Source organism: Pseudovibrio sp. Ad5 (genome assembly GCF_001623095.1).
Lineage (GTDB): Bacteria > Pseudomonadota > Alphaproteobacteria > Rhizobiales > Stappiaceae > Pseudovibrio.
This window is the reverse complement of record NZ_LMCH01000065.1, coordinates 23,171-47,150: the sequence shown is the minus strand read 5'-3', so window position 1 is coordinate 47,150 and position 23,980 is coordinate 23,171. Positions and strand designations below refer to the sequence as shown.

Sequence of the window (23,980 nt, the reverse complement as noted above, 5' to 3'; positions counted from 1 at the left end):
GCGCGGCAAGGCGTGAGGTTCGAAGTGGGTAAAGGAGCTTAACGTTGAATTCGGTTTACATCACCGTCGGTGGGACTTTGATCTTGGCGCTGGTCATCGCGCTTGTTGGCCCTTTGGTCATCGATTGGTCAGCTTATCGTTCCCTGTTTGAAAGCTATGGTGAGAAAGTTCTGGGGCATCAGGTGACGATCCTCGGTGAGACCGATGTCCAGCTGCTGCCTGCTCCCTACGTGAAGCTCTCTGACGTTCGTGTTGGTGCTGTCGAAGATCCGTTGATGACGATCAAAGGATTTGAAGGCCGTATTGAATTGCCTTCGCTTTTGCGCGGAGAAGTGCACGTCACTGAGATGAAACTCAACGAGCCGGAGCTTAACCTTTCTCTTGATGAGGAAGGCCGTCTTGATGTTTTGCAAACCAACTCCCGCCGTTCCGTTATTTCTGAAATCGACCCGACCTCGCTTATTCTGGAAGGCGTGAGCGTTCAAAATGGATCTGTCGTGCTGACTGATGCACGGACGGGCGAAGTACGCCGCGCAGGCAATGCGAACCTTGAGCTTTATGCTGGCGGTTTGCAGGGGCCTTTCAAAGCGGAAGGCGCGATGCTTTATGAAGGTGTGCCTTACACGCTGAAAATTGGTAGTGGCCGTGTTGAACGCAATGGTCAGATCCGGGTTAAGACGCAGGTGTCTCCTGCAAATGTTGCAGCTCAATTCTCAACGGATGGTTTCCTGACACACCAGAACGGTGTGGTCTCCTATTACGGAGATGCCGAGGTTCAATCTGTTGTCAGTGAAGGCTCTGATGCGCTGGAATGGGCTGGGAAGAGTAAGTTTAATCTGGACGGTGAGCGGCTGGAACTGACTGAGAGTACTTTGCGTCTTGGCTCAGAAGATCGCCCGATTACCGCTGAAGGTGGCGGTATTTATAGTTTTGGTCCAGAGCCAGAATTTCAGGCTGTTGCTCAGTTTAAACAGGTTGATCTGGACCGAATGATTGGTGGTGGGCCACAGCGTCCGCTGGTTCCGACTGATGCTGTTTTGACGCGACTGGCTGGCGGCTTGCAGTCTCTGCCCTTGCTGGATGTGAAAGGCAATATGGATCTGACCGTGCCTGTTGTGGTGGCGGGTGGTTCTGTTGTTTCCAATCTGAGTGCCTTACTTGAATCGACTGGCACTGGCTGGAAGATTGATGAGCTCTCTGGTGAGTTGCCGGGTCGTAGCCTCTTCAAGACCAGTGGTTACCTGGAGCTGCGCGGCTCTGCCGGCTATCAGGGGGATTGGGAGATTTCTTCCCGTCAGCCACATCAGCTGGCGCATTGGTGGTTGGGGGAGCGGAAGGATGCTTCCAAACGTTTGTCTCCTGTTGCGTTGAGAGGCCGTGTTGAAGCAGGTTCCGGTGCTCTGCGACTTCCTGATTTGCGGATTGATGCCGGAGATGTGCGCAGTGTTGGCTTGATTTCATTTGAGCATCCACTTGATCGCAGCCCGTTGATCACCGTTGATATGGATAGTGACCGCGTCAATCTGGATGAAATCCAGCGTTATGTGGAAGCGTTTACGGGTAAGAAGATCAAACCCAGTGCGGTTGATATGTCCATGCGGCTTTATGCAGATGAGCTTGTTGCCAGTGGCGTGAAAGCAAAAAGCATGGCCGTGAGTGCGAGCCTGAGCCGGGATGCGCTTTCAATCGAGCAGCTGAAAATCCGTGATTTTGCTGGTGCTTACATTGATATGAAGGGCCGCATTGATGACCTGAGCACGACACCACAGGGGAACATCAAAGGCACGTTGACAGCATCGTCTCTGACTGGAGCGGTTGCTGTTTTGGAAGAATATGCACCTGACCATCCGTTGATTGAGCGCTTGAAAACAGCTGCTCCGGATCTTGCACCCGCCAGCCTTAAAGCTGAGCTTTCTGCCTATGCTGAGAAGGGGCGGACGGATATGTCTTTGAACCTTTTTGGTGAGGTTGGCGTCAGTGATCTGGATTTGAATGGTACATTTGAAGGCCGCATTGATGATTTCGCAGAAGGTGACCTTTATGCGGAAATGACGCTTGGTGGCAAAGATGGCGTCAAAGTGCTTCGACAGCTCGGGTTTGAGGCTATCCCAATCACGCAACTGCAACCGGGAGAGGTTCGTCTTTCCTTGTCTGGCAGTCCGCGCGATCAACTGGCCTTTGGTTTTTCCAGTGACCTTGTTGGGTTGAAGATCCTCTCCGATGGCACCGTGCGGATTCCGAACCGGTCTGCTGCTGTCTGGTCTGCCAAGGTTGCGTTGCAGTCTGATGATCTGGCGGATTATGGACTGGCATTTGGCAAGATTTATCCAATTTACTCCGGTCCTCTCAAAGCGAACCTGAGTGGTCAGCTTGAAGGACGCGGGCGGGACTTCAAACTCTCAGATCTGAAAGGCCAGCTGGCTAATATGGATCTGTCTGGTGATCTTGAAGGTACTTTGAAGAAGGGTGGACCTTTAGAAGCATCCGGCAAGCTGGAATTGTCTGAGCTTGATATGCGCAGTTTGAGTGAGCTGCTGCTGGGAGCCAATGTTTGGGCCGGTGTGCTTCAGGAAGATTCTGTGTGGTCCTCGCAGGCGCTGGGGCAAGGCCTTGCTGATGGTGTGGATCTGACCCTTGATGTGAAGAGTGATCGTGCTTTGTTCAGTGATGAGTTCCGACTGGACGCCGCCAGTGGTCAGCTTCGGCTGCGTTCAGATCAGCTGTCTATCAATGAAGGTACTGGCCGGTTTGCAGGCGGTGAGTTTTCTGGTGCTTTCGATCTGCGGCGGGATCAGGGGCAGGCGACTCTGTCTGGCCGGTTCCGTTTGGATGACGCTGACTTTGAAGAGTTGGCCTGGGCTGACGAAGGTCGTGCTTTAGCCACTGGTAAGCTGCAGGCAATTGCTGAGTTTGAAGGAAACGGGCGTACAATCTCCGGTCTTGTGGCAGGTCTTTCAGGTGGTGGTACTTTCAGCGTCACTGATGGTGTAATTCGCCGGATCAACCCAGCGGCCTTTGACCTCGTGATCAAGGCAGCGGATGCAGGTCTTGAGCTGGATGAGGCTGCTATTCAAAACACCTTTGCGGACCATCTGGATGCGGGCTCTATATCGTTCAACCGGGTTGACGGGTCCCTGGGCATTGCCAGTGGGCGGATCCGGGCGCGTAACATCTCCGTTGATACTGCCGGGACCACGCTGTTTGGCTCTGCGCTTGTTGATCTGGAGAAGTGGGCGCTGACGGGCGATGTTTCCATGAAGACCCGTGACGAGGCGCAAAAGGTTGCGGGTGCGGAGCCTCAGGTCGCTATCTTGTATTCTGGTCCGCTGGAAAACCCAGTGCGCAAACTGGATACGGGACCTTTGCTCTCCTACCTCAATCTTCGTGCGATTGAGCTGAATGTGAAACGGATTGAAGAAGAGCAGCGCAAGATTGCTGAGCAAGAGCGCATGCTTGATGAACTGAAGAAAAAGCGGGAAGAGGAAGCCGCCCAAAAGGCGCAGGCTGTTGAGGACGCGGAAAAGGCTCGGCAAGCCGAAGCTGCTGCTGCAGTTGAACGTAAGCAACAGGCGCAGGCAGACAAAGAAGCGAAAGCCCGTGCTGCCCGCCTGGCAGCTGAGGAAGAAGCGCGCAAGGCAAAAGCGGTTGAGGCTGTGAAGCGGGCTGAGGAAGCTCACAAAGCAGCAGAGGCGAAAGCTGCTGCGGAAGCCAAGGCTGCGGCTGAAGCGCAAGCTAAGGCCGACGCTGAGAGCAACAAGAGCACTGTACAGGATTTTAGTGCGCGTATTCGGTCTGTTCTTGATGGAGACGCCACTGCAAAAAAGCCCGTTAACCCCTCTGTTGCAATTGTTGATCCGCCCAAACCGAGAGCGAAATCCAGCCTACCTGCATTGGAAGCTCCGGTGACCATTGGTGGCGTGAACGAGGCGACTGTGCCAGCGGGAGAGGTTGACCTGCTTGGGCCTATCATCCAGTCAGGTGCTCCGAAAAATCTTGGTGTGCTTGAGGCAGGCAATGACAATCAGGTCTTGCGTGGACCGCTGCCTGATTTACAGGCTGATGAGCGGGGAGCGCCTAAGTTCATTGAGCTGCCAGGTGGTCGCCTGCTGCAGGTTAACTGACCAGTTGGGTCTGAAAGTGTTTGAGCACGGCGACGCGGATGCAGCTTGAGAGATTGTTTTCCGGGTTTCGCTCATCATCAATCGAGGCGATGGTCGCGGTAATGTTCTTGCCCTGACTTCGCGCAAAGTCTTCCAGCCCAGACCAGAACTCCGGCTCCAGCGTGATGCTGGTTCTATGTCCGTGTAGGGTGATGGAACGTTTCTTGAGGCTCATATGAAAGCCTCACTCTTTATCTGCTGGTGATGAAGAAGAGACGGAGGCCAACTTGTGACCTTCAAAGCGTTTTGTCTGCAGGTCTGCTTCTGCATTTTCCTGAGATTTTTCGGCTTTTGAACGCCCGAACTTCCGGCGGTTTTCCGCAGCGGAGCGGGCTTTGCTGTCTCTGGCCTTTTGTTTGCGGGCCTGACGCAGGTTAACAACGGTCGCGCTCATACAATCACCCATTACATGACGTTGATGAGCCGACCGCTCTTATCTTGATCGGAAGGATCAGCTCTTCTTACGGAAAGCATCCAGAGAAACAACCTGCGCACTTCCGTTGTCATCTTTGGAAGTCTCGTCAGAGTCAGTTTTCTCTTTCTCTTCCTCAGAGTCTGAAGCTGTCTCTTCTGTTTCGGAAGTAGCTGCGTTAGCTTCTTCTTTTTCGTCCTGTTCGACAGCCGATTCCAGACGTGCATGGAACTCTTCCACAGAGTCCAGATCACGTTCCGCAATGCGGAATTCTGCAGGCAGTTCTTCACCGGTTTTGCCAGGCTCAAACTCAAGAGCAAACTGAACAGACGGGTCGAAGAAACCCTTGATTGCAGAGAACGGAACATACAAATGCTCCGGAACACCACCAAAGGACAAACCAACCTCGAAAGCGTGCTCAGTGATCTGCAGGTCCCAGAACTGGTGCTGCAGCACGATCGTCATTTCTTTCGGGTAACGTTCCCTTAAGCGGTTTGAAATCTTGACGCCAGGGGCCGTGGTTTCAAAGGCAATGTAAAAATGGTGCTCTCCGGGAAGTCCTGCCCGGTTGACCTCAACCAATATCTTTCGGACTGCGTTTCTCAACGCGTCCTGAATGATGATGTCATAGCGGATTAAATCTTCAGCCATGTCCGGCACCGCTCATCCTTTGCGTTCTTATTCGGCCTAACTATAGCGTAGAGGCGACAAAAAGGCCTGTCTTTTATTTCTATACCTTGAATAGGCATAGAATAAGGAAAGAGCCTTTTAACACTAAAGTGGAGGCTTCTGTTGCCAGGTGCCTCCGAACCCCGCCTGAAGGTGCTAACCAACGGGACTTAGTGGACTACCGGAACTGCATTACGCAGCTACAGCGTTGTCCATAGCGTAGTTGTCATTTGCAACTATCATTTTGGTCCGATAACGGTGGTACCATGCCGAGCAAAAACAAAGCCTTTACGCCCTCGTCGATCCTGTTTCGCCCCCCCGAAGACCGCTGGAGTACAACGGGCTTTGGTGGAGGCGCCGGGTACCGCCCCCGGGTCCGAATGGTTTATTGCGCTCGCAATTTATTGCCGTAGCCAGCGAACTGGCAGGGGGAATATAGGTGCACGCACTGGCAAATGGAAGGGCAAAAGCTATCGGTTACTGTCGCAGGGCTAAGAGAACCTGTTGACAAAGCGGCATATTCACAGGCCAATTTGAACAAGTGGTGGTGTTGAAGATTTGTAAATGACGCTTTTGCGGGGATTTGCCTAAGGCGGAAGCACTCAAGCTATTTTCCCGGTCTTTTTATCGACGGAAGCTTGGGGTAAGACCCCGTATGCAAGATGGCACAGAGGCGACTTTCGGTAGATTGGCTATACTGTGCGCGACTCGAATCGTAAAACAGGAGATGATCCTTCGTGCAGCAATATCTAGAGCTGATGCGCCGTATCATGGATGAAGGTGTGGTCAAGGAAGATCGCACTGGGACAGGCACCAAGTCTGTCTTTGGTCATCAGATGCGGTTTGATCTGTCCAAGGGCTTTCCGGTTGTTACGACCAAGAAATTGCACCTGAGATCTATCATTTATGAGCTGCTCTGGTTTTTGGCGGGTGATACCAACATCAAGTACCTTAAAGACAATAAGGTGCGCATTTGGGATGAGTGGGCAGATGAGAATGGCGACCTGGGGCCAGTCTATGGTTATCAGTGGCGCTCCTGGCCCAAGCCAGACGGTGGTTCTATCGACCAAATTGCCAATGTGGTGCAGCAGATCAAAACGAACCCGGATAGCCGCCGGTTGATCGTTTCTGCCTGGAACCCTGCGCTTGTTGACGATATGGCGCTGCCGCCTTGTCATTCGCTGTTCCAGTTTTACGTGGCAAACGGCAAGCTTTCCTGTCAGCTCTACCAACGTTCTGCAGATGTGTTCCTCGGTGTTCCGTTCAACATCGCTTCTTATGCATTGCTGACCATGATGATTGCACAGGTTTGCGATCTGGAAGCTGGTGATTTTGTTCATACGCTTGGTGATGCGCATCTCTACTCAAATCATATGGAGCAGGCTGAGCTTCAGCTTTCCAGAGAGCTGCGGGCCTTGCCTGTTATGCGTATCAATCCAGAAGTGAAGGATATCTTCGGGTTCTGCTACGAGGACTTTGCTTTGGAAGGTTATGACCCGCATCCACACATCAAAGGTGTTGTTGCGGTCTAGTTGTCTTTGGTTTTTTAAAAGGAGTTCCCATGCGAACCCTTATTTGCGTTCCGGCGCGTATTGGATCAACCCGTTTTCCGCGCAAGCCGCTGCACCCAATCAGTGGCCGCAGCTTGCTGGAGCGTGTTGTGCAAGTTGCTCGTGTTGCTGCGAAACAAACTGGTTCTGACTATGTGGTCGCGGTGGACCATGAAGAGGTTGCCGAGCATTGCCGACATATTGGTGCGCCCTTTGTGATGACTGATCCGGAGCATCCATCGGGTACGGACCGAGCACTTGCTGCCTCCAGAGTGCATGGCACGCATCCCGAGTTCGTTTTAAACCTGCAGGGTGATGCGCCGTTTACGCCGCCTGAGCATGTTTCTGCGTTGATTCAGGCGGCTGCAATGCGCCCTGATGCGGATGTGTTCACGCCTGTTATTCGGCTGGACTGGAACGGGTTGGACGAGCTCCGTGAGCACAAGAAGGCTCATCCGTTTTCCGGCACAACTTGTGTGCGCAGGGATGATGGAACGGCTCTGTGGTTCTCCAAGAACATTCTTCCGGCCATTCGTAAAGAAGTGAAACTGCGGGAGACCGACAAGCTTTCTCCTGTCTTCCGCCATATCGGGCTTTATGGCTACCGCGTTGACGCGCTTGAACGCTTCAACGAGCTTGGGCTTGGGTACTACGAGCAGATGGAAGGGCTTGAGCAGCTTCGTTTTCTGGAAAACGGTATGGTTGTTCATGCGGAAGAAGTGCAGCCGCCTAAACTTTCCATGTCTGGTGTGGATACGCCAAGTGATGCGGAGCTTGCTGCACAATTGATTGCTAAATTTGGCGACCCGTTTGATCATCTGGAGACTGGCCTTTGACGCGCGTTTACATTCTCAGACACGGCAACACTTTTGATAAGGGCGATGTTGTCACTCGTGTTGGTGGCCGCACAGACTTGCCTCTCAGTGTTTCTGGTCTGGGTCAGGCTGAGAAGCTCTCTGAGCACTTTGCTGATCTGGGTGTGAGCTTTGATATGGCGTTTTGCTCTCCACTGCAGAGAACCAAGCAAACGGCGCAGATTGCTCTGAAAACGCAGGCTGAAGAGGTTGATCTGAAGGTTCTGCCGTTTTTGGTGGAGATTGATTACGGCCCGGATGAAAATAAACCCGAGGAAGAGGTTCTGGCCCGGATTGGTGACGAGGCTCTTCGTGCATGGGAAGAAGAAGGTGTGCCGCCGAATGGCTGGCACATTGACCCGCACGCTGTGATTGGACGCTGGCAGGAGTTCTTTGCATCTGCTCCCAAGAAGTTCCCAGGTAAGACCCTTCTTGTGGTGACCAGTAACGGGATTGCACGCTTTGCATTGAAAGCATTGGCTGATCAAGGTGCTGGTGCTGATTTGAAACTGAAGACAGCGGCCTATGGTGTGTTCGATGTTACAGACGAAGGCCTGCCGTTAATGCTTAGTTGGAATGTGAGGCCGTAGGTTCTTTCCTGCTGCCTGAACTGGTTTAGATGGGAGCTTGATGCTCTCATCAACTGAGTACGACTTGTCTCTTGCCGATTGAGGATAGGATGAAGCAAATTTCGATGATCTCAGCTGTGGCTGAAAATGGTGTGATTGGCGCAAACAATGACATGCCATGGTCTGTTTCTACCGATCTGAAGTTCTTTCGCAAAACGACAACAGGTAAGCCCGTGATCATGGGGCGGCGGACCTTTGAGAGTATTTGCACGACGCTTGGCAAGCCTCTTCCAAACCGCAAAAATGTCGTCATCACGCGTGATCCGAACTACGCTTATGAAGGTGTTGAAGTGGTCAGCAGTCTTGGTGATGCACTCACGCTCGCAAATGACATTGCTGAGAATGATGGCGTCGATGAGATTATGATTGTGGGTGGGGGGCAGATCTATAAAGAAGCTATGCCAAAGGCTTCCACTCTCTACATTACCCGTATTCATGCGCAGCCAGACGGTGACACGAAATTCCCGGATATCTATGAGGGCGAATGGGAGCTTGCTGAACGCACGCCGTTTGATCGTGGAGAAAAAGACTCCGCTGATTCCTCTCTGGAAATTTATCGCCGCAAGCTTTGATACAGCCTGTTAGTTGTTGCGCGTTGATGACTTTGTTGTGAGGTCTGCGCGCAAAGCAAGGCGGTGAGCTGTATGGGCGTTGTGCGCGTTGTTGGTGCTTGGCAAACGGCCATGGAAACCTGAGCGGTCCATAATCAGCAGTGTGTTTGCCTCTACCTTTAAAGGTAGGAGAGGTGGCAGATCCAGCTCTTGCAGATCACTCAGCCCTGTGATGGGCTCATCGTCGTCTTCTTCCATCTCTGTATAATCAAGATGGCGCTGATATTCCCAGAGAATACGTTGTTCTGTCATGCGATGTGAGCCGGGGATGTAAAACATTGCGCCGTCTTCGGGTGTGATTTTTTCCAGAAAAAGCAATGCAATTGCGCCGGGCGAGAATGCATCGTGTTCAATTTCAAAAGGTGGTGTGTTGCTGCCTTCCGTTTCAAAGCGGAAGGACGGCGTGCATTGTGCCATTGCCTCGATATGGTACGCAGGCTTGGCTTTTCTGCCTGCTGCGAACTGTAGCGGTGGCGGAATAAGCTCGTCTGTGATGGCAGATTGTAAAAAGGGTTGCCTGAGAAGGTGCGTATAGTTCAACGGCAGTGTGAAGCTTTGTGCGTTATGCCAGTTGGAGAGAAGCCGCTTATTCCGATCTCTCTGCCCGACAAAATAGTCAAAGGCTTCGAACTTGAGCCTGCGAAAGAACTCCCGCGGCAACACATCATGTTTGATCCAGATGCCATGGGTTTGCAAAGCCTGAGCGCAAGAGAGAGGCAGGGTTGAATACAGTTTCGCCTGCTTTTCAATCTTCTGGCTATGGAGATCGGTCAGCTCGCTATGAAACCAATTGGGTGTCGTTTCTTCGTCCCACTCCGATTGATAGGAGGACGAAGGCAGGAACCTGCGCTGCAAGCTGTTCATGAGGTGTTTTGGCTTTATTGCCCGCATTTGCATCCCCGCCGCTCTTCATTAACGAGAGGTTAAGGGGATCGGTGCTTTGGGTCTTTCCTTCTGTTTCTGCTTGTGAAATCTGCCTAAAGATTAGTTTCTGGCAGTAATTGACTTGCAATTTGAACGCTGACCACCAAGATAAATAAGGGTTTGAGGCTTGCTTTTCGGGAGTGAGCCGCGGAATTTTTGAGGTGGAATGTCCCAGTTTCTTGAGCTTAAAGACTTCAACGAGTTCAGCGTTGAACAGCTCTATGCTTTGCTAAAGTTACGTTGCGATGTGTTTATTGTTGAACAGCAGTGCGCATATCCAGATATCGATGGGCTCGATCCTGTCAGTAAACACATTCTCGTGATGAATGATGCCGGGCATATTCTCGGGGCGCTGCGAATCCTCCTGAAATACGACGATGGCGATGTGTTCAAGATTAGCCGTGTGTTGGTCTCAAAGGAGGCGCGTGGGCAGGGTATTGCTGGTAAGTTGATGAATGCCGCGCTTTCTTACTGCGCAGCGACCAATGATGATGCGCGGGTGGAGCTGCAGGCACAGGACTATCTGAAGGACTTCTATGGCGGGCTTGGCTTCTACGCCACTTCGGAGACTTATCTGGACGATGGTATTCCGCACATTGATATGCGTTTAAGGGTGCCGCCTGAAAGCTGAGGGCTTAAAACTCTGCACGTTTCCGCTGTGTGTTGGCTTGGTTTACGTTTTGTTGAGCAAAACAGCAAGAATTTGCCTGATTGTGCCTCTAATTCTTACAGCTGAAATTTACAGATAGGCTCTTGTACGTCGGTTGAAACGTGCGAAAGAAGGCTTATCTTCTTGAATAATGTCTGGTTTCTGTGGGGTTTTGGTGTTTTTCCATAAAGTGCAGCCTTTTGGCGTATCTGCATTCGTTGAAAGGCGCTGGTAACTTGCCTATAACCCTAATCAAGTAATAGTTGGCTTAGTCTAACTCTCATCTATTTGTCGGTTTGTCCGGCAACATACCTAGTAAAGGGATCTCTCTATGCCTTGGAGCAATCAAAGCGGAGGTGGCGGCAATGACGGCGGCCCTTGGGGGAACTCCGGCGGCAACAAGGGCGGTGGTGGCCCTTGGGGTGGCGGCGGTGGCCCACAGCGTGGCGGCGGAAACGGTGGCGGCGGTAATCCACCTGATTTTGAGGAAATCCTCAAACGTGGTCAGGATCAGCTGAAATCCGTTCTACCTGGTGATGGTGGCGGCCTTGGCTTTAAAGGCATCTTATTCGCTATTCTCGTTGCCGTTGTTATCTGGCTTGCTACCGGTATCTACCGCGTCGAACCAAGTGAAGTTGGTGTGGAACTGGTATTTGGTAAGGTCGTTGGACAAACTGATCCAGGTCTGAACTACAACTGGCCATATCCAGTTGGCGAAGTGCGCACTCCAGAAGTGCTGCGTGTTCGCGAATTGACTGTTGGTATGGAAGAGTTTGTTCGAGGCAGCTCCATCAACCAGCGTGATGTGCCTGAAGAGAGCCTGATGTTGACCGGCGATGAAAACATCGTTGACGTAGATTTCAAGGTTCAGTGGCGCATTCAGAATACTCCTACTGGTGTTCAGGAATTCCTGTTCAACATTCAAAACCCTGAAGGCACTGTGAAAGCTGTTGCTGAAAGTGCGATGCGTGAAGTTGTTGGCAGCTCTCGCATTGATTCAATTCTGACTGAAAACCGTGCCCCAATTCAGATCGCGGTGCAAAAACTGATGCAGGAAACTCTCGATAACTACAAAGCTGGTATCGAAGTCACTCAGGTTCAGATGCAGAAGGTTGACCCTCCTGCGCAGGTTATCGAAGCGTTCCGTGATGTTCAGGCAGCTCGTGCTGACCAAGAGCGTATCCAGAACGAAGCACAAGCTTACGCTAACAAGATCGTTCCTGAAGCTCGCGGTAATGCCGCTCGTGTTTCCGAAGCTGCTCAGGCGTATCGTGACAAGACCATTGCAAATGCAAATGGTCAGGCACAGCGATTCAGCAAGATTTATGAGGAGTATGCGAAGTCTCCTGATATTATTCGCCAACGCCTCTACCTTGAGACTATGGAAAATGTCTTGAGTAAAAATCCGAAAATTATCATCGATGGAAATGGTCAGCAAAATGGTGTTGTGCCTTATCTGCCGCTTGACCAGCTGAACAAACGTGCTGGAGGAAACAACTAATGAAAAGCGGTCTTCTTGGCATTGTTATAGCTGCTGTCGCTCTGGTTCTTTATTGGTCGGCTTACATCATTACCCCAACTGAGCAGGCTCTTGTTCTGCAGTTTGGTGAGGTGAAAACACAGGAAACTGAGCCAGGTTTGAAATTCAAGTTGCCTTGGCAGAACGTTATCGTTCTTGATAAACGCATCCTTGATCTCAACATGCCTCCTCTGGAAGCAATCGTTGCTGATAAGAAACGTCTGACTGTTGATGCGTTTGCTCGTTACCGCATCACCAATCCAGTGCGCTTCTACCAGTCTGTGAACAACGTAAATGAAGGTGCACGTCGTCTTGCGACGTTCCTGCAGTCTTCTCTACGTTCTGAACTGGCAAAAGCAACCTTCGTGCAAGTGGTGCGTGATGATCGTTCCGATCTGATGGAAAAGATCCGTCAGGACGTGGACAAGAGCGCTGCTGCGATCGGTATTGATGTGATTGACGTGAAGATCCGTCGTGCTGATCTGCCAGAGGCGAACTCTCAGGCGATTTTCCGTCGTATGCAGACTGAGCGTCAGCGTGAAGCGACTGAAATCCGCGCACAGGGTGAAGAACAGTCTCGTCGTATTAAGTCTCGTGCTGATCGCGATGCAACCGTTCTTGTTGCTGAAGCACAGCGTGATGCTGATATCATCCGTGGTGATGGTGATGCGGCTGCCAACCAGATTTTTGCAGAAGCTTATGGCAAAGACCCAAGCTTCTTCGAGTTCTATCGTTCCATGCAGGCATATACCAATGCTCTGGAAGGTGGCGATACGTCTCTGGTGCTGTCTCCTGACTCTGACTTCTTCCGCTACTTCAACGATCCAAGTGGAACGCGGAGTGCTCCGGCGGTTGGTGCACCTCAGTAATGAATGATTTTATTGTGGCTCTGGGACTTGTCCTCGTTGTTGAGGGAGTTGTTTATGCTCTAGCCCCAGGCCATTTGAAGGAATTCATGCGGAAAGCTCAGGAGATTCCTGATCAGTCTCTCCGTCTTGGCGGTGTTGCTGCGATGGGGCTGGGTGTGTTGATTGTATGGTTGGTGCGTTCCCTCAGTGGCTAGACGCAGATTTGCCAATGATACAACTGCGAGAAATCAGCCTGACGCAGTTAAGAAATAAATGTTAGTTTTGCCCGCGCTTTATTAACCAAGCGCGGGCATATTTGTTTTCAGTATGCGTTCTGGTGAAGTGTTTGTGTTCACCTGATAATCTGAGGAGATGGCTTATGGCCGGTGTTTTCCCTCGCCTTGAGCTTGGACGATCGATCAAGGCAATTGTTTTTGCGAGTGTACTTGGAGTTGCGGCGGTGACCGGCAGCTTCGATAGTGCTCGCGCAAGCGGCCCAGAATCTCTGGCAGACCTTGCTGAAGAGCTTGGTGATGCCGTGGTCAACATTTCGACTGCGCAAAGAGTGAAAGCCAAACGGTCTCTTCAACTGCCAGATGTCCCTGAGGGATCTCCTTTTCAGGAATTTTTCGAAGAATTCTTCAACGGGCAAGAACCTGAAGGTGAAAGCCCGCAGCGTGTTCAATCGCTCGGTTCTGGCTTTGTTATTGACGGTGAAAAGGGCATCATTGTTACCAACAACCATGTGATTGAAGGTGCGGACGAGATTACCGTTAACTTCAATGATGGAACCAAACTGTCAGCACAATTGCTTGGATCTGATGAAAAGACGGACCTTGCTGTTTTGAAGGTTGAACCTCAGTCAACCTTGGACTCGGTGAAGTTCGGCAGTTCTGAAGTGCTGCGTGTTGGTGACTGGGTGATGGCGATCGGTAATCCGTTCGGTCTTGGCGGTACAGTTACAGCAGGTATCGTTTCTGCACGAAACCGCGATATTAACTCTGGTCCTTATGACAACTTTATTCAGACCGACGCTGCTATCAACCGAGGCAACTCGGGTGGTCCGCTGTTCAACATGGATGGCGAAGTTGTCGGGATCAACACTGTTATTTTCTCGCCTTCAGGTGGGTCTATCGGCATCGGCTTTGCCATTCCTGCAGAGACTGCTACCCGTGTGATTGCGCAGCTGCGTGAGTTTGGTGAAACCCGTCGCGGCTGGCTTGGTGTGCGTATTCAGCATGTCACTGAAGAGATCGCTGAGAGCCTGGGTATGGACAGCGCGCGTGGTGCTTTGATTGCTGGTGTAACTGAGGGTGGACCTGCACAGGAAGCTGACATCATGCCAGGTGATGTTGTGCTGAGCTTTGATGGTCGGAGTGTCCCTGAAATGCGCGATCTGCCGCGCATGGTTGCTACGACAACGATTGGCAGTACTGTTCCGCTCATGGTTTTGCGCCGTGGTGAAGAAGTCGAGCTTGAGGTCACCCTCGGACGTCTTGATGAGGTGGCTGAAATTGAGAAGGTTGAGGAAGAGCAGGAAAGTCCAAAGAGCAAGGCGGATGAAACCGTTGTGCTTGGGTTGTCTCTAGCTAAAATCGATGAACCTTTGCGTGAACGTTTTGCCCTGTCAGACGAAATCGAAGGCGTTGTGATTACCCGTGTTGCTGAAGGCAGTTCTGCTGAAGACAAACGGGTTCGCGCTGGTGATGTGATTGTTGAGGTGGCTCAGGAGCCTGTTGCAGCACCAAAAGATGTGGTTGCTATGATCGAAGCTCTTAAGGCTGATAAACGTCGCTCTGCGTTGCTGTTGCTTTCCAACGGTTCTGGCGAACTGCGGTTTGTTGCAGTTCGTATCGAAGACTAGTTCGTTTTTATCAGACATGAAAAAAGCCGCTTCCAGATTGGAGGCGGCTTTTTTATTTGAAGGCAAGGAAACTTAGGTCTTTGCAAATTCGTCGTGGCTGTAACCTTGAATGTAGAGCAGGGCTGTTAGGTCGCCGTAGTTGATCTTAGCGCGAGCTTCCGCAGCCACTCTCGGCTTTGCGTGGAAGGCAACGCCCAGACCAGCAGCGCAGATCATGGCCAGATCATTGGCGCCATCACCTACTGCAATGACGTCTTCCAGTGCGATGTTCTTCTCCTCAGTAAGCTCGTTGAGGCGGTCTAGTTTCGCCTGTTTGCCAAGGATCGGTTCAGCAACTTCACCTGACAGCTTAGATTCCGCTTCCAGAAGGATATTGGCCCTGTTTTCATCGAAGCCGATGACTTCGGCAATCTTCTGCGTGAACGAGGTGAAACCACCGGATACCAGTGCAGCATATCCGCCATTGGCTTTCATGGTCTGCACGAGTTCTCGTCCGCCAGGTGTCAACGTAATGCGGTTTTTGATGGTCTTGCCGATGACTTCTGTGCCCAGGCCTTTAAGCAGAGCAACACGTTGTCGCAGAGCTGGTTCAAACTCAATTTCGCCGCGCATGGCGCTCTCGGTGATCTCGGAGATTCTCTCTTTCAATCCCAGTTCCGCTGCAAGCTCATCAATGCACTCCTGCTGGATCATGGTGGAATCCATATCTGCGATCAGGAGTTTCTTTCTGCGGCCATTCTGGGGTTGAATGAAAACATCAACTGGTGCATTTGCAAGGTTTGTGCGAATAGAGCTTTCGAGTTCTTCAGGTTCTGCGGGACCCTCAATTGTCAGGTCTACAGCGATGTGAGGGTTGAGAACCTTAACCTGAGGAGCTGCGGGAAGAAGGGCAATGACCTTCTCAACGATATCCTCAGTGACAGCGGGTTTGGCTGGATTGGAAATGAGCGTGACAACAAACGACATAAGCAGCTCTCGGACTGGGCAAGTGAATGGCGCTGGTAAAAGGCCTGTTGTGGTGTTGATAGCCGGACCGACGGCCAGCGGCAAGACAGCTCTTTCCATTCAACTGGCAAAAGAGCTGAATGCGTGGGTTGTTAATGCAGATTCCATGCAAATCTATTCCGATCTGCATATTTTGAGCGCGCGTCCAAGCGTGGAAGAAGAATCGCAGGCACCGCACCACTTGTTCGGCCATGTGCCCAGTGACCAACCTTACAGTGTAATGAACTGGCTGACGGAGTTTGAAGAACTGTTGTCTGACGCGCGGCTGGCGGGTCGCCCGCTGGTTGTTGTTGGTGGGACTGGTCTTTACTTCAGGTCCGCGCTGGAGGGATTATCTCTGATGCCCGATATTCCTGAGGATGTGCGGCAGCATTGGAGGGTGTTCTCACAGGATGCAGCTGCAGGGGCGCTTCATAACGCTCTGGGAGAGCGGGATCAGATTATGGCTGACCGTTTGCATCCATCAGACACGCAGCGCATTGTACGCGCTCTGGAGGTTATTGAGGGGACGGGTAAGTCTCTATCAGTCTGGCAGAATGAACGTAGCACTCCTTTGCTGAGTACCGATGAATCTGTGAGGGTGGTGTTGTCGCCAGATCGCAAAGTCCTGCATGATCGGATTCATCGCCGGTTTGATTTGATGGTGGAGCAGGGAGCAGTTGAGGAAGCGTGTGCGCTTTGGGCCAAGGGCCTTGATCCAAACTTGCAAGTGATGAAGGCGATTGGCGTGAAACAGCTTGCTGAAGCGGCTCAGGGGCTCACCAGCATGGACTGGGCAGTTGAGAAAGCTAAGACTGAGACGCGCCGCTATGCAAAGCGACAATCCACGTTCTTCAGGGGACAACTTTCGATTTGGCAGAATATTGACCCGCTCAAGACCAGCGAAACTGAAGCTTTTGTTGAAACTGTGAAGACTGTGTTCTCCCATGGATCTTAATGATGGCTTTTATTGATTGGCGAAAATCCCTGTTAAAATTGGCAGATAGATAGTTTTACTGATGAATTTCTGAGTGACATCTTTCTACGGTTTCTTTAAAGAGAGGCGCACGTTTGGCAGAGGTCGCCAAACAAGCCATACTATTTTCCGAGAAATTTAATTTGCGGCGGAGCTGAGGCTCCTTAGAGCTCTGGTCGGTGTGAGTATACTCCACCGACCAGTACTAATTTTAAGTGATTGTGATGAGTTGTATAAGACTAGGTTTACCTTAAGTCATTGTGCGGCTCGCATAATTGGCGTTATCCGGCAAATCTGTGGTATCTAAAGATCGTAATTTTGCCTTATTAAATGTTGTCTGCATACTTTCTTCGAGAAAATCCTACTGAATTTCAAAGGATTGCATGTAGCAGGACTTCTGACGCTTTTTAGACATAATGAAGTGTCATCAAGCATTCGGCTTTGAATTTTGATGGTATTTAAAAGCATATTGCATGCATTAAGGCGGTTGTAATCTGAGGGAGAACTCTCCAGATGTGACCTGAGGCTGTTGGTCTTACGTGGCTGGTTTTTCTGGCTGGCTGGCGTGTGATTATAATGGAGGAAGCAAGCGTGACACTCCCAATCCTGGAAACGAAACGGCTGCGGGCACGACCTTTTACCTCTGATGATCTGGCAGATCTTGTAAGCCTTCATAGCAATCCAGAGGTCAATCGTTACTTACAGCCCACTAATGTGGCCTGGGATGTTTCGATCGTGAAAAAACGGTTGGCAAGCTTTATTGAGACTCAGGAACTGATGGGTTTCAGCCAATGGCATCTGTCGACGCATGAGAGTGAGTTCGTTGGCCGTGCTGGTTTCTCTCTTTACGAGAAAACCGCCGAAGTCGAGATGGACTACACTTTGTTAGAACACTTCTGGAACAAACGTTTTGGCAGTGAGATTGCGCAGGCGCTGGTGGAGTGGTTCTTCGAGAACACCTATTACTCTCACCTTTTGGCCTTCGCTCATCCAGAAAATCATGCTTCCAAGAAAGTCATGAAGCGTGCAGGCTTTGAGTTTCGTGAGACGCGACTGGTTGATGGGTTGCCCTGCGAATTTTATCAAGTGCTTAGCCCAAGCTGTCAAAAGCTTGCTGTTCCGGCCTGAACTGGCACAAAAAAAGCGCGGGGCTTTCGACCCGCGCTCTTTCCATGAAAATTGAATGACTTAAACGGTGATCGCGTCTTCTACGTTGACCTGACGCTGACGGCGGATTGTCAGTTTGTTCAGTGCAGAGACGTAGGCGCGGGCAGAGGCGACCAATGTGTCTGTGTCTGCACCTTTACCAGTTGCGATTTTGCCGTTGTCTTCCAGACGAACGGAAACTTCAGCCTGCGCATCGGTGCCTTCTGTCACTGCATGTACCTGATAGAGGGACATGTTTGCGTCATGCGGCCAAATTGCCTTGATCGCGTTGAAGGTGGCATCAACCGGGCCGTCGCCTGTAGCTTCACGGGTTTCGTGCTTGCCGTTGACGTCCATTGTCAGGATGGCTTTTTGAGGTCCACCAGTACCAGCGATCACTGTCAGAGCGATAACCTTGACGTTCTCGCTTTCAATTGTGATCTGGTCTTCCACCAGCGCTTCAATGTCTTCGTCGTAAACGTTTTTCTTGCGGTCTGCCAAGTCCTTAAAGCGGCGGAAGGCTTCCTGCAAAGCGTTGTCGCCCAACTCATAACCCAGCTCAGACAACTTGTCTTTGAAGGCATGACGGCCAGAGTGCTTGCCCATAACCAAAGAGGTCGCACGAACTCCAACATCTTCCGGGCGCATGATTTCGTAGGTTTCTGCGTGCTTTAACATACCGTCCTGGTGAATACCGCTTTCGTGGGCAAATGCGTTTTTGCCGACGATTGCTTTGTTGTACTGGACGGGGAAGGAGGACACTGCAGAGACCAGCTTAGATGCGCGGGTCAGATAGGCTGGATCGATGGTGCATTCATATGGCAGCACGTCGCCACGTGTGCGCAGGGCCATGACGATTTCTTCCAGCGCGGCGTTGCCAGCGCGCTCGCCCAGACCGTTGATGGTACACTCGATCTGACGTGCGCCGCCTGCGACACCAGCCAGAGAGTTTGCGGCGGCTAAGCCCAAGTCGTTGTGACAATGCGCTGAGAATATTGCCTTATCTGAGTTCGGCACATTCGCGATGACCTGCTCGAACATGGCTTGATACTCAGCAGGTGTTGCGTAGCCAACGGTATCCGGCAGGTTGATGGTTGTTGCGCCGGCGTTGATAGCGGCTTCAACACAGCGGCTCAGGTACTCGATGGAGGTTCGGGTGGCGTCCATTGCGGACCACTCGATGTCATCGATCAGGTTGCGTGCCTGTTTCACCGTTTTGGTGATGATCTCCAGAACCTGCTCTTCTGTTTTGTTCATCTGGAATTGCAGATGAATTGGAGAGGTGGAGACGAATGTATGGATACGGCCTTGATTTGCCTGCTTAATTGCTTCGCCAGCGCGGTCAATATCCGCCGGGATTGCACGGGCCAGGCCTGCGATTACGGAGTTCTTTGAGCGTTTGGCGATTTCGCTGACCGCTTCAAAGTCACCCTGAGAGGCAATTGGAAAGCCTGCTTCAATGATGTTGACGCCCATTGTATCAAGTAATTCAGCGACTTGCAGCTTTTCTTCCAAGGTCATGGACGCGCCGGGAGATTGTTCTCCGTCGCGCAGAGTGGTGTCGAAAATAACTACTTGGTCTTTAGCGGATGCGGTCATTGGTGATGCCTTCAACTTTGCCCCGACACCTTGTGTGTCCTGAATAGCGCCTGGGGATTTTTCTTCATTCTCAGATATTTAAGAGTGATCCCCTAAGTGCCCGCCCAGATACGGGGCCGCCGACGCCTAGGGGCATCTAAGTAGAAGGAGCGCGCGTAGGAAGAGGCCGCCATGCTGGCGCATGGTGCTGTTTTCATTCAGATTGTCGCGGTTCGCGATCATTATCTGTCAGCTGCCTTTTCGTCGCTATGGCTTGGAATCAAAGTTTTCCAACTACTTACGTGTCGGATACTTGTTTGAAGTTACAAGCCAAATCTTCTTGTAGCGTTACCGAGTAAGTCTCGTTTTTGCCTAATCTGTAATTTTCCTAGCGGATATGCGGATTAAACGCAAGAATTTTACTCAAAACAGGGCACTGATTACTCAAAAGTATATGCAGCTCACGCTGAGATAATCTCAATTGGCTCACAGAACAGTCCCAATATGCGGGAGAAGTGGAGGAGGCGGAGTGCTCTCCTCCGGTGTTATCGCTCAGAGGAGCAGTTCGCCGCGGGCGAGGATAACTGCCTGTCCGCCAATGCGGTGAGCGTGAATGGCGCCAGACCGCATCTCCATTTCCAGTGAGATGGAGGAGGGGCGTCCCATCTTGAAGCCTTGCTCAATGAGATATTTGTGTGTGCCGTCCAATGGCTGGTCGAACTCCGCAATGGACCCGGCAAAGGCGGCGACTGCTGACCCAGTTGCTGCATCTTCGCGTGGCAGGCCGTTTTCCAGATAGACCATGCGGGCGTGGAATGCGCTGTCTACATGGATGGTCTGGCGGCAGTATGCAAAGGTGTTGTTGTGGGCGATGGTGCCGAACGCTTCTTCCCAGTATTTATGAACTGGCTGGATGCGGTTGATGGCGTCCATATCTGCGACTGGAACAAATGCAAATGGCAGGCCGGCTTCCCAAGCTTTGGGCTTGTGGTTTTCGAATGTGATTTCATTTGGTTCCAGAGACAGAGCTGCAGCAATCACATCTTTTTCGCCAAGCTCCTGAGCTGGCTTCGGCAATCTTGGTACATCAAACTCAGCGGAGGTGGCCTTGTCTTTTTGCAGGGCGACAGCACAGCGCACCAACCCGACTTTTTCTTCCAACAGCACCAATGCATCCATATCGTTATCCGGTGCGCCGAAACGATTTTCGGCCATCAAAACGGCGGTGCCCACGGTTGGATGACCTGCAAATGGCAGTTCCATGGACGGGGTGAAGATGCGGATGGAGGCGTTATGAGCGATATTGTCTGGTGGCAGAACGAAGACGGTCTCGGAGAGGTTAAATTCGCAGGCAATCTGCTGCATCTGAGCGTCTGACAATCCCTTTGCATCCAGCACAACTGCAAGCGGATTACCTGCCAGCGCTTTATCAGTGAAAACGTCTAGCAGGGCATAAGGTCTGGCCATTTTAAAAGTCCAATTATCTCAGTTTGGTGTTGAACTCGTGGTCTTGCATCACGGGCTCAACTTACGAAAAAGATTTGCTTGAGCGCCACTCAAGATTGTTTTGGCGCCAAATACAAGTCTGCAAATGAAGATAGCTCGTTAATTTAACAGATGTGCGGTGAGCGCCAAGGCATATGGGGGGACGCTGTAGTCCTTAAGATCCTCACGGGATTTTACGATAACTGCTTCTTCCAACTCAGGTTTTTTCTGGTTTGCGTTGAAATGTGCAATTTTTGAAAGGATTTCGTCTGAGGTGAGTTGCAATGTTAAAATACGCGCAATTGCGAGACGTGGCCCATCTTCGATTGCGAAGACGTCCCCCAACTCTCCCTGATCCAATGTGAGGCCTGTTTCTTCTTCCAGCTCGCGGGCGATGGAGCCGAAGATTTCCACCTTCCCGGCGGGCGTGATATCGTTGAGATCAAGATTGCCACCGGGTGGGTAAACCTGACCTGCTGTTGCGGTGTTTCCCGCCATTTTACCAAATACGAGATGGCCCTGGCTGGAACGGAGGACTGCGCAGCCAAACAGGTTTTTGGCGCTTCTGTCAGGAAAGCCCCAGTCGCGCCATGCGAGGAATTCGGAGTAGTTGATTTCTACCAGATCACCGGAAAATTGCTTCTGGTCCAAGGAGTATTGGTACAATGACAGAACCTTACCATCCCAAAGATCCGGGTTATCGGAAATCAATGTCCGCCAGTTTTCCTTGATAGCCTCACTGTTATTGGTGGCGAAATCCCAGCAATCGGAAGTGTTAAGGTTCAAACTGACATCTGCGATCTCATGGATTTGCGGGGTGAGATCTTTTTGCATGTGCTCGATCGGGCCAGCCCCTTTGAAAGCACTCGGTCTGTTGCTTGTGCTGTGATAGCCGTGGTGCTGATAAAAGGGAGCTGCGTTTGCATCTGATTCAAGGCGCATGCGGGTGCATTGCATGCGTTTGGCTGCTTCTTCAGCACCTTCCAGCAACCAGGCTCCATGGCCTTTGCCGTGTGCTTCGGGCAACACAAACAGACAATCCAGCAAAGCGGTTTCTGCATTTTCCCTGGTGATGCGCGCAAAACCAAGTGGTCGTTCGTGATCGGTGATGACAAGGATTGGATCTGCCTCGATCATTTCCGGGGTGATTTTCCAATGGTCCCGAAACTCCTGCATGTCCTGCGGATCATATCCCCAGTGACCTTTGGCAGCGTGCATAATATCTGTAAGGGCAATGGCTTGGCTTTTTGCGGCGAGCCGCATCTGGCAATGCATTCTTCTTAATTCTCCAAATTCAACCAGCACCGTTTGTGCTTAAGCCCGAGGAAGTTGAGGCCAAAGATTTGCCAGTCTTCTTTTCGGTCTAGTTGAAACAACCAGCCAATAGTGGCCCAAAAGAGGAAATGGTTTCAAGTGACCAATGTGATTTGAAGGATATCCAACCCGAAAAGATTAGAGATTAACTATTTGCATGAGGTTCGTAGGCTGACAAGAGCTTTCCGGGCAAGCATGACGTGTTTGCCCTCTCGCATGGCGCTCTTTCTGACCCGTGACAATCACAGTTGAGAAGGTACTCATGCGCTTTTTTTTGCCACTCCTTTGCTTGCTTGCAGTTGCCAATGGCCTGCCCGCTCATGCCGTGAGTTGGCAAGCAAGTGGGAGTGAAAAGGAACTCCTGCTGTCCAAGGGTGTTGGCGGGCTGACGCTTCTTCATAACCGGGCAGGGAAGATCCATCGTTCCACGCGGGCGGAGATATCCAAGAGTGCGGTGATTACCTCCCTGAATGCAGAAGCGCTTGCTGGTAATGCTGAGGCCGTCTTTGGGCTGGCCGTGGCGCATGAGATGGGGCACGGCGTGCCGCGAGATCTGCCCGTTGCCATGGAGCTTTATGAAAAAGCTGGCGAGATGGGGCTTGCGGCTGCCTACAACAATCTGGGTGAAATCTACCGGCAGGGCAAGCATGGTGCGCCTGATGCGGAGAAAGCACGTGAGCTTTATCAGATTGCTGCAGACTGGGGGGATGCCTGGGCGCAGAACAATCTTGGCCTTCTCTATCTGCATGGCATCGGTGTGGCGCGGAATCCGAAACTGGCCTTTTATTGGGTGAAAGGTGCTGCCATGGCGGGGTTGATGCAGGGCATTGAAAACCTTGCTGGCCTGTATCGTGATGGTGTTGGTGTTGAGCGGGATACCTCGCGTTCTCGTGTGCTTTATCGCAAAGCTATTTCCCTGGGCTCCATAGACGCACATGTGCCACTTGGTGAGCTGCTGGAGAATGGAGATGGCGGCGAGGCGGACCTTGCTGCTGCAATTCGGCATTACCGTGTTGCAGCTGGTGAGGGACATTTGCTGGGCAACCATTATCTTGGCACGCTTTATGAAGACGGGGTCGGGGTCAAACGAGACCTTGAACTGGCTTTCTTTCATTATGAGCGGGCCGCGCGGCGCGGGTTGGCGCGATCGCAGTTTGCACTGGGGCGGTTTTATCTGCTTGGGCAAGGAACGGAACCAAACCTGGAAAAGGCGATCCGGCTTTACAAAGCGGCGGCTAAACAGGGCAATGCACAGGCTTTGAATGATCTGGGCGTGCTTTATGAGAACGGGCGCGGTGTCCCACAGTCCTATGAGTTGGCGCTGGAGTTTTATACGGCGTCTTCAGCGCGCTTTCCGTTTGCTTTGACCAATGCCGGGCTGCTTTACCTGAACGGACGCGGTGTGCGGCAGGATGTGGACTTGGCGAAAAAGCTGTTTCAGCAGGCCTCTAAAAGAGGAGAGCCTGTGGGAGACGTGTTGCTGGGCAAAGTCTATTTGCAGGGCTTCAATGAAGAGCCGAACCCAGGTGAGGCGGCACGGATGTTTCTGCTTGCCGCGTCCAAAGGCGTGCCGGAAGCGTTTTATCTGCTTGGATACTGTCATGAAAGCGGGCGGTGTCTGGGCCGCAATCTTGTGAAGGCTCGGGACTTTTACAAGATGGCTGCTGATCAAGGATATCGTGAAGCCGAGAGGGCACTGCGCCAGCTTGAATGGCGCTTGAGAACTCAGAGCAATAATTAGAGCATGTTGCGCTCATATGCATTCACGCACCAAGCTCTAACTCTTTAATTTTGCGCGTATTCTTATC

Annotated in this window: 21 protein-coding genes and 1 other RNA gene; 13 read left to right on the top strand and 9 right to left on the bottom strand. The window is 51.6% G+C overall.

Annotated features, from left to right (window positions below):
- The first annotated feature begins 44 nt into the window (after nucleotides 1-44).
- Nucleotides 45-4,121: an AsmA family protein gene (locus tag PsAD5_RS23420; protein ID WP_063293883.1), complete on the top strand. Its 4,077-nt coding sequence runs from the start codon at nucleotides 45-47 to the stop codon at nucleotides 4,119-4,121.
- Here the strand turns inward: PsAD5_RS23420 and PsAD5_RS23415 are convergent.
- From PsAD5_RS23415 to ssrA, 4 genes are all read right to left on the bottom strand, one after another.
- Nucleotides 4,114-4,335, bottom strand: a complete 222-nt coding sequence (locus PsAD5_RS23415) for a ribbon-helix-helix domain-containing protein (RefSeq protein ID WP_063289922.1) — start codon at nucleotides 4,333-4,335, stop codon at nucleotides 4,114-4,116. The two genes, PsAD5_RS23420 and PsAD5_RS23415, sit on opposite strands and share 8 nt — an antisense overlap.
- Before the next feature lie 9 nt (nucleotides 4,336-4,344).
- Nucleotides 4,345-4,554, bottom strand: coding sequence for a DUF4169 family protein (locus tag PsAD5_RS23410; protein WP_063294089.1), 210 nt, complete (start codon nucleotides 4,552-4,554; stop codon nucleotides 4,345-4,347).
- Nucleotides 4,555-4,611: 57 nt separating this feature from the next.
- On the bottom strand, nucleotides 4,612-5,223 hold the full coding sequence (locus PsAD5_RS23405; RefSeq protein ID WP_063293882.1) for an SspB family protein: 612 nt from the start codon (nucleotides 5,221-5,223) through the stop codon (nucleotides 4,612-4,614).
- A 127-nt stretch (nucleotides 5,224-5,350) separates the two neighbouring features.
- Nucleotides 5,351-5,706: a transfer-messenger RNA gene (gene ssrA / locus PsAD5_RS23400) on the bottom strand.
- Nucleotides 5,707-5,978: 272 nt separating this feature from the next.
- On the opposite strand from ssrA, the gene PsAD5_RS23395 reads away from it, so the two are divergent.
- From PsAD5_RS23395 to PsAD5_RS23380, 4 genes are all read left to right on the top strand, one after another.
- A complete protein-coding gene (locus PsAD5_RS23395; RefSeq protein ID WP_063293881.1) occupies nucleotides 5,979-6,773 on the top strand; it encodes a thymidylate synthase in 795 nt (264 codons plus the stop codon).
- A 29-nt stretch (nucleotides 6,774-6,802) separates the two neighbouring features.
- Nucleotides 6,803-7,627 (top strand): 3-deoxy-manno-octulosonate cytidylyltransferase, encoded by an 825-nt coding sequence (locus tag PsAD5_RS23390; RefSeq protein ID WP_063293880.1) that lies wholly within the window; start codon nucleotides 6,803-6,805, stop codon nucleotides 7,625-7,627.
- Complete coding sequence (locus PsAD5_RS23385) at nucleotides 7,624-8,235, top strand: histidine phosphatase family protein (RefSeq protein WP_063289918.1); 612 nt, start codon at nucleotides 7,624-7,626, stop codon at nucleotides 8,233-8,235. Before PsAD5_RS23390 ends, PsAD5_RS23385 begins: the two co-directional genes overlap by 4 nt.
- An 89-nt stretch (nucleotides 8,236-8,324) precedes the next feature.
- Complete coding sequence (locus tag PsAD5_RS23380) at nucleotides 8,325-8,846, top strand: dihydrofolate reductase (protein WP_057465752.1); 522 nt, start codon at nucleotides 8,325-8,327, stop codon at nucleotides 8,844-8,846.
- A gap of 9 nt (nucleotides 8,847-8,855) precedes the next feature.
- Here PsAD5_RS23380 and PsAD5_RS23375 read toward each other — a convergent pair whose 3' ends face one another.
- On the bottom strand, nucleotides 8,856-9,776 hold the full coding sequence (locus PsAD5_RS23375; protein WP_208980681.1) for a phytanoyl-CoA dioxygenase family protein: 921 nt from the start codon (nucleotides 9,774-9,776) through the stop codon (nucleotides 8,856-8,858).
- 199 nt (nucleotides 9,777-9,975) lie between these two features.
- Here PsAD5_RS23375 and PsAD5_RS23370 point away from each other — a divergent pair, with 199 nt between their 5' ends.
- The 5 genes from PsAD5_RS23370 to PsAD5_RS23350 all read left to right on the top strand — a co-directional run bounded on the left by PsAD5_RS23370 (nucleotide 9,976) and on the right by PsAD5_RS23350 (nucleotide 14,689).
- The gene (locus PsAD5_RS23370) at nucleotides 9,976-10,440 is read left to right on the top strand and encodes a GNAT family N-acetyltransferase (protein ID WP_063293878.1); all 465 of its coding nucleotides are present in this window, start codon (nucleotides 9,976-9,978) and stop codon (nucleotides 10,438-10,440) included.
- Between the two features lie 349 nt (nucleotides 10,441-10,789).
- Nucleotides 10,790-11,959: an FtsH protease activity modulator HflK gene (gene hflK, locus PsAD5_RS23365; protein WP_063293877.1), complete on the top strand. Its 1,170-nt coding sequence runs from the start codon at nucleotides 10,790-10,792 to the stop codon at nucleotides 11,957-11,959.
- On the top strand, nucleotides 11,959-12,846 hold the full coding sequence (hflC, locus tag PsAD5_RS23360) for a protease modulator HflC (RefSeq protein WP_063293876.1): 888 nt from the start codon (nucleotides 11,959-11,961) through the stop codon (nucleotides 12,844-12,846). Before hflK ends, hflC begins: the two co-directional genes overlap by 1 nt.
- Nucleotides 12,846-13,040 (top strand): DUF2065 domain-containing protein, encoded by a 195-nt coding sequence (locus PsAD5_RS23355; RefSeq protein ID WP_057465757.1) that lies wholly within the window; start codon nucleotides 12,846-12,848, stop codon nucleotides 13,038-13,040. Before hflC ends, PsAD5_RS23355 begins: the two co-directional genes overlap by 1 nt.
- 164 nt (nucleotides 13,041-13,204) lie before the next feature.
- On the top strand, nucleotides 13,205-14,689 hold the full coding sequence (locus PsAD5_RS23350) for a Do family serine endopeptidase (protein WP_063293875.1): 1,485 nt from the start codon (nucleotides 13,205-13,207) through the stop codon (nucleotides 14,687-14,689).
- A gap of 72 nt (nucleotides 14,690-14,761) precedes the next feature.
- Here PsAD5_RS23350 and serB read toward each other — a convergent pair whose 3' ends face one another.
- Complete coding sequence (gene serB, locus PsAD5_RS23345; protein ID WP_063293874.1) at nucleotides 14,762-15,655, bottom strand: phosphoserine phosphatase SerB; 894 nt, start codon at nucleotides 15,653-15,655, stop codon at nucleotides 14,762-14,764.
- On the opposite strand from serB, the gene miaA reads away from it, so the two are divergent.
- Together miaA and PsAD5_RS23335 are read left to right on the top strand one after the other, a co-directional pair.
- Nucleotides 15,639-16,631 carry a tRNA (adenosine(37)-N6)-dimethylallyltransferase MiaA gene (gene miaA / locus PsAD5_RS23340; RefSeq protein WP_342585876.1) on the top strand — a complete coding sequence of 331 codons (993 nt, stop codon included), beginning with the start codon at nucleotides 15,639-15,641 and terminating at the stop codon, nucleotides 16,629-16,631. The two genes, serB and miaA, sit on opposite strands and share 17 nt — an antisense overlap.
- A gap of 609 nt (nucleotides 16,632-17,240) precedes the next feature.
- Nucleotides 17,241-17,777: a GNAT family N-acetyltransferase gene (locus PsAD5_RS23335; protein WP_208988787.1), complete on the top strand. Its 537-nt coding sequence runs from the start codon at nucleotides 17,241-17,243 to the stop codon at nucleotides 17,775-17,777.
- A 60-nt stretch (nucleotides 17,778-17,837) separates the two neighbouring features.
- Here the strand turns inward: PsAD5_RS23335 and PsAD5_RS23330 are convergent, their stop codons facing one another.
- The 3 genes from PsAD5_RS23330 to PsAD5_RS23320 form a co-directional block, all read right to left on the bottom strand.
- A complete protein-coding gene (locus PsAD5_RS23330; RefSeq protein ID WP_063289910.1) occupies nucleotides 17,838-19,394 on the bottom strand; it encodes a 2-isopropylmalate synthase in 1,557 nt (518 codons plus the stop codon).
- Between the two features lie 531 nt (nucleotides 19,395-19,925).
- Complete coding sequence (locus PsAD5_RS23325; RefSeq protein ID WP_063293872.1) at nucleotides 19,926-20,840, bottom strand: PhzF family phenazine biosynthesis protein; 915 nt, start codon at nucleotides 20,838-20,840, stop codon at nucleotides 19,926-19,928.
- 138 nt (nucleotides 20,841-20,978) lie between these two features.
- Entirely contained in the window at nucleotides 20,979-22,133 is a 1,155-nt protein-coding gene (locus PsAD5_RS23320) for a GNAT family N-acetyltransferase (protein ID WP_208988786.1), read from the bottom strand.
- A gap of 301 nt (nucleotides 22,134-22,434) precedes the next feature.
- On the opposite strand from PsAD5_RS23320, the gene PsAD5_RS23315 reads away from it, so the two are divergent.
- Nucleotides 22,435-23,913, top strand: a complete 1,479-nt coding sequence (locus tag PsAD5_RS23315; protein WP_063293871.1) for a tetratricopeptide repeat protein — start codon at nucleotides 22,435-22,437, stop codon at nucleotides 23,911-23,913.
- Nucleotides 23,914-23,980 lie beyond the last annotated feature (67 nt).

Excerpts from the sequence above, each read along its gene's own strand:
- PsAD5_RS23355 (WP_057465757.1), top strand. The coding sequence starts at position 12,846 with ATGAATGATTTTATTGTGGCTCTGGGACTTGTCCTCGTTGTTGAGGGA.
- PsAD5_RS23375 (WP_208980681.1), bottom strand. The coding sequence starts at position 9,776 with ATGCGGGCAATAAAGCCAAAACACCTCATGAACAGCTTGCAGCGCAGG.
- PsAD5_RS23325 (WP_063293872.1), bottom strand. The coding sequence starts at position 20,840 with ATGGCCAGACCTTATGCCCTGCTAGACGTTTTCACTGATAAAGCGCTG.
- hflK (WP_063293877.1), top strand. The coding sequence starts at position 10,790 with ATGCCTTGGAGCAATCAAAGCGGAGGTGGCGGCAATGACGGCGGCCCT.
- PsAD5_RS23350 (WP_063293875.1), top strand. The coding sequence starts at position 13,205 with ATGGCCGGTGTTTTCCCTCGCCTTGAGCTTGGACGATCGATCAAGGCA.
- PsAD5_RS23390 (WP_063293880.1), top strand. The coding sequence starts at position 6,803 with ATGCGAACCCTTATTTGCGTTCCGGCGCGTATTGGATCAACCCGTTTT.
- PsAD5_RS23380 (WP_057465752.1), top strand. The coding sequence starts at position 8,325 with ATGAAGCAAATTTCGATGATCTCAGCTGTGGCTGAAAATGGTGTGATT.
- PsAD5_RS23415 (WP_063289922.1), bottom strand. The coding sequence starts at position 4,335 with ATGAGCCTCAAGAAACGTTCCATCACCCTACACGGACATAGAACCAGC.
- PsAD5_RS23315 (WP_063293871.1), top strand. The coding sequence starts at position 22,435 with ATGCGCTTTTTTTTGCCACTCCTTTGCTTGCTTGCAGTTGCCAATGGC.
- PsAD5_RS23330 (WP_063289910.1), bottom strand. The coding sequence starts at position 19,394 with ATGACCGCATCCGCTAAAGACCAAGTAGTTATTTTCGACACCACTCTG.
- serB (WP_063293874.1), bottom strand. The coding sequence starts at position 15,655 with ATGTCGTTTGTTGTCACGCTCATTTCCAATCCAGCCAAACCCGCTGTC.
- PsAD5_RS23410 (WP_063294089.1), bottom strand. The coding sequence starts at position 4,554 with ATGAGCGCGACCGTTGTTAACCTGCGTCAGGCCCGCAAACAAAAGGCC.
- PsAD5_RS23320 (WP_208988786.1), bottom strand. The coding sequence starts at position 22,133 with ATGCATTGCCAGATGCGGCTCGCCGCAAAAAGCCAAGCCATTGCCCTT.
- PsAD5_RS23370 (WP_063293878.1), top strand. The coding sequence starts at position 9,976 with ATGTCCCAGTTTCTTGAGCTTAAAGACTTCAACGAGTTCAGCGTTGAA.
- hflC (WP_063293876.1), top strand. The coding sequence starts at position 11,959 with ATGAAAAGCGGTCTTCTTGGCATTGTTATAGCTGCTGTCGCTCTGGTT.
- PsAD5_RS23405 (WP_063293882.1), bottom strand. The coding sequence starts at position 5,223 with ATGGCTGAAGATTTAATCCGCTATGACATCATCATTCAGGACGCGTTG.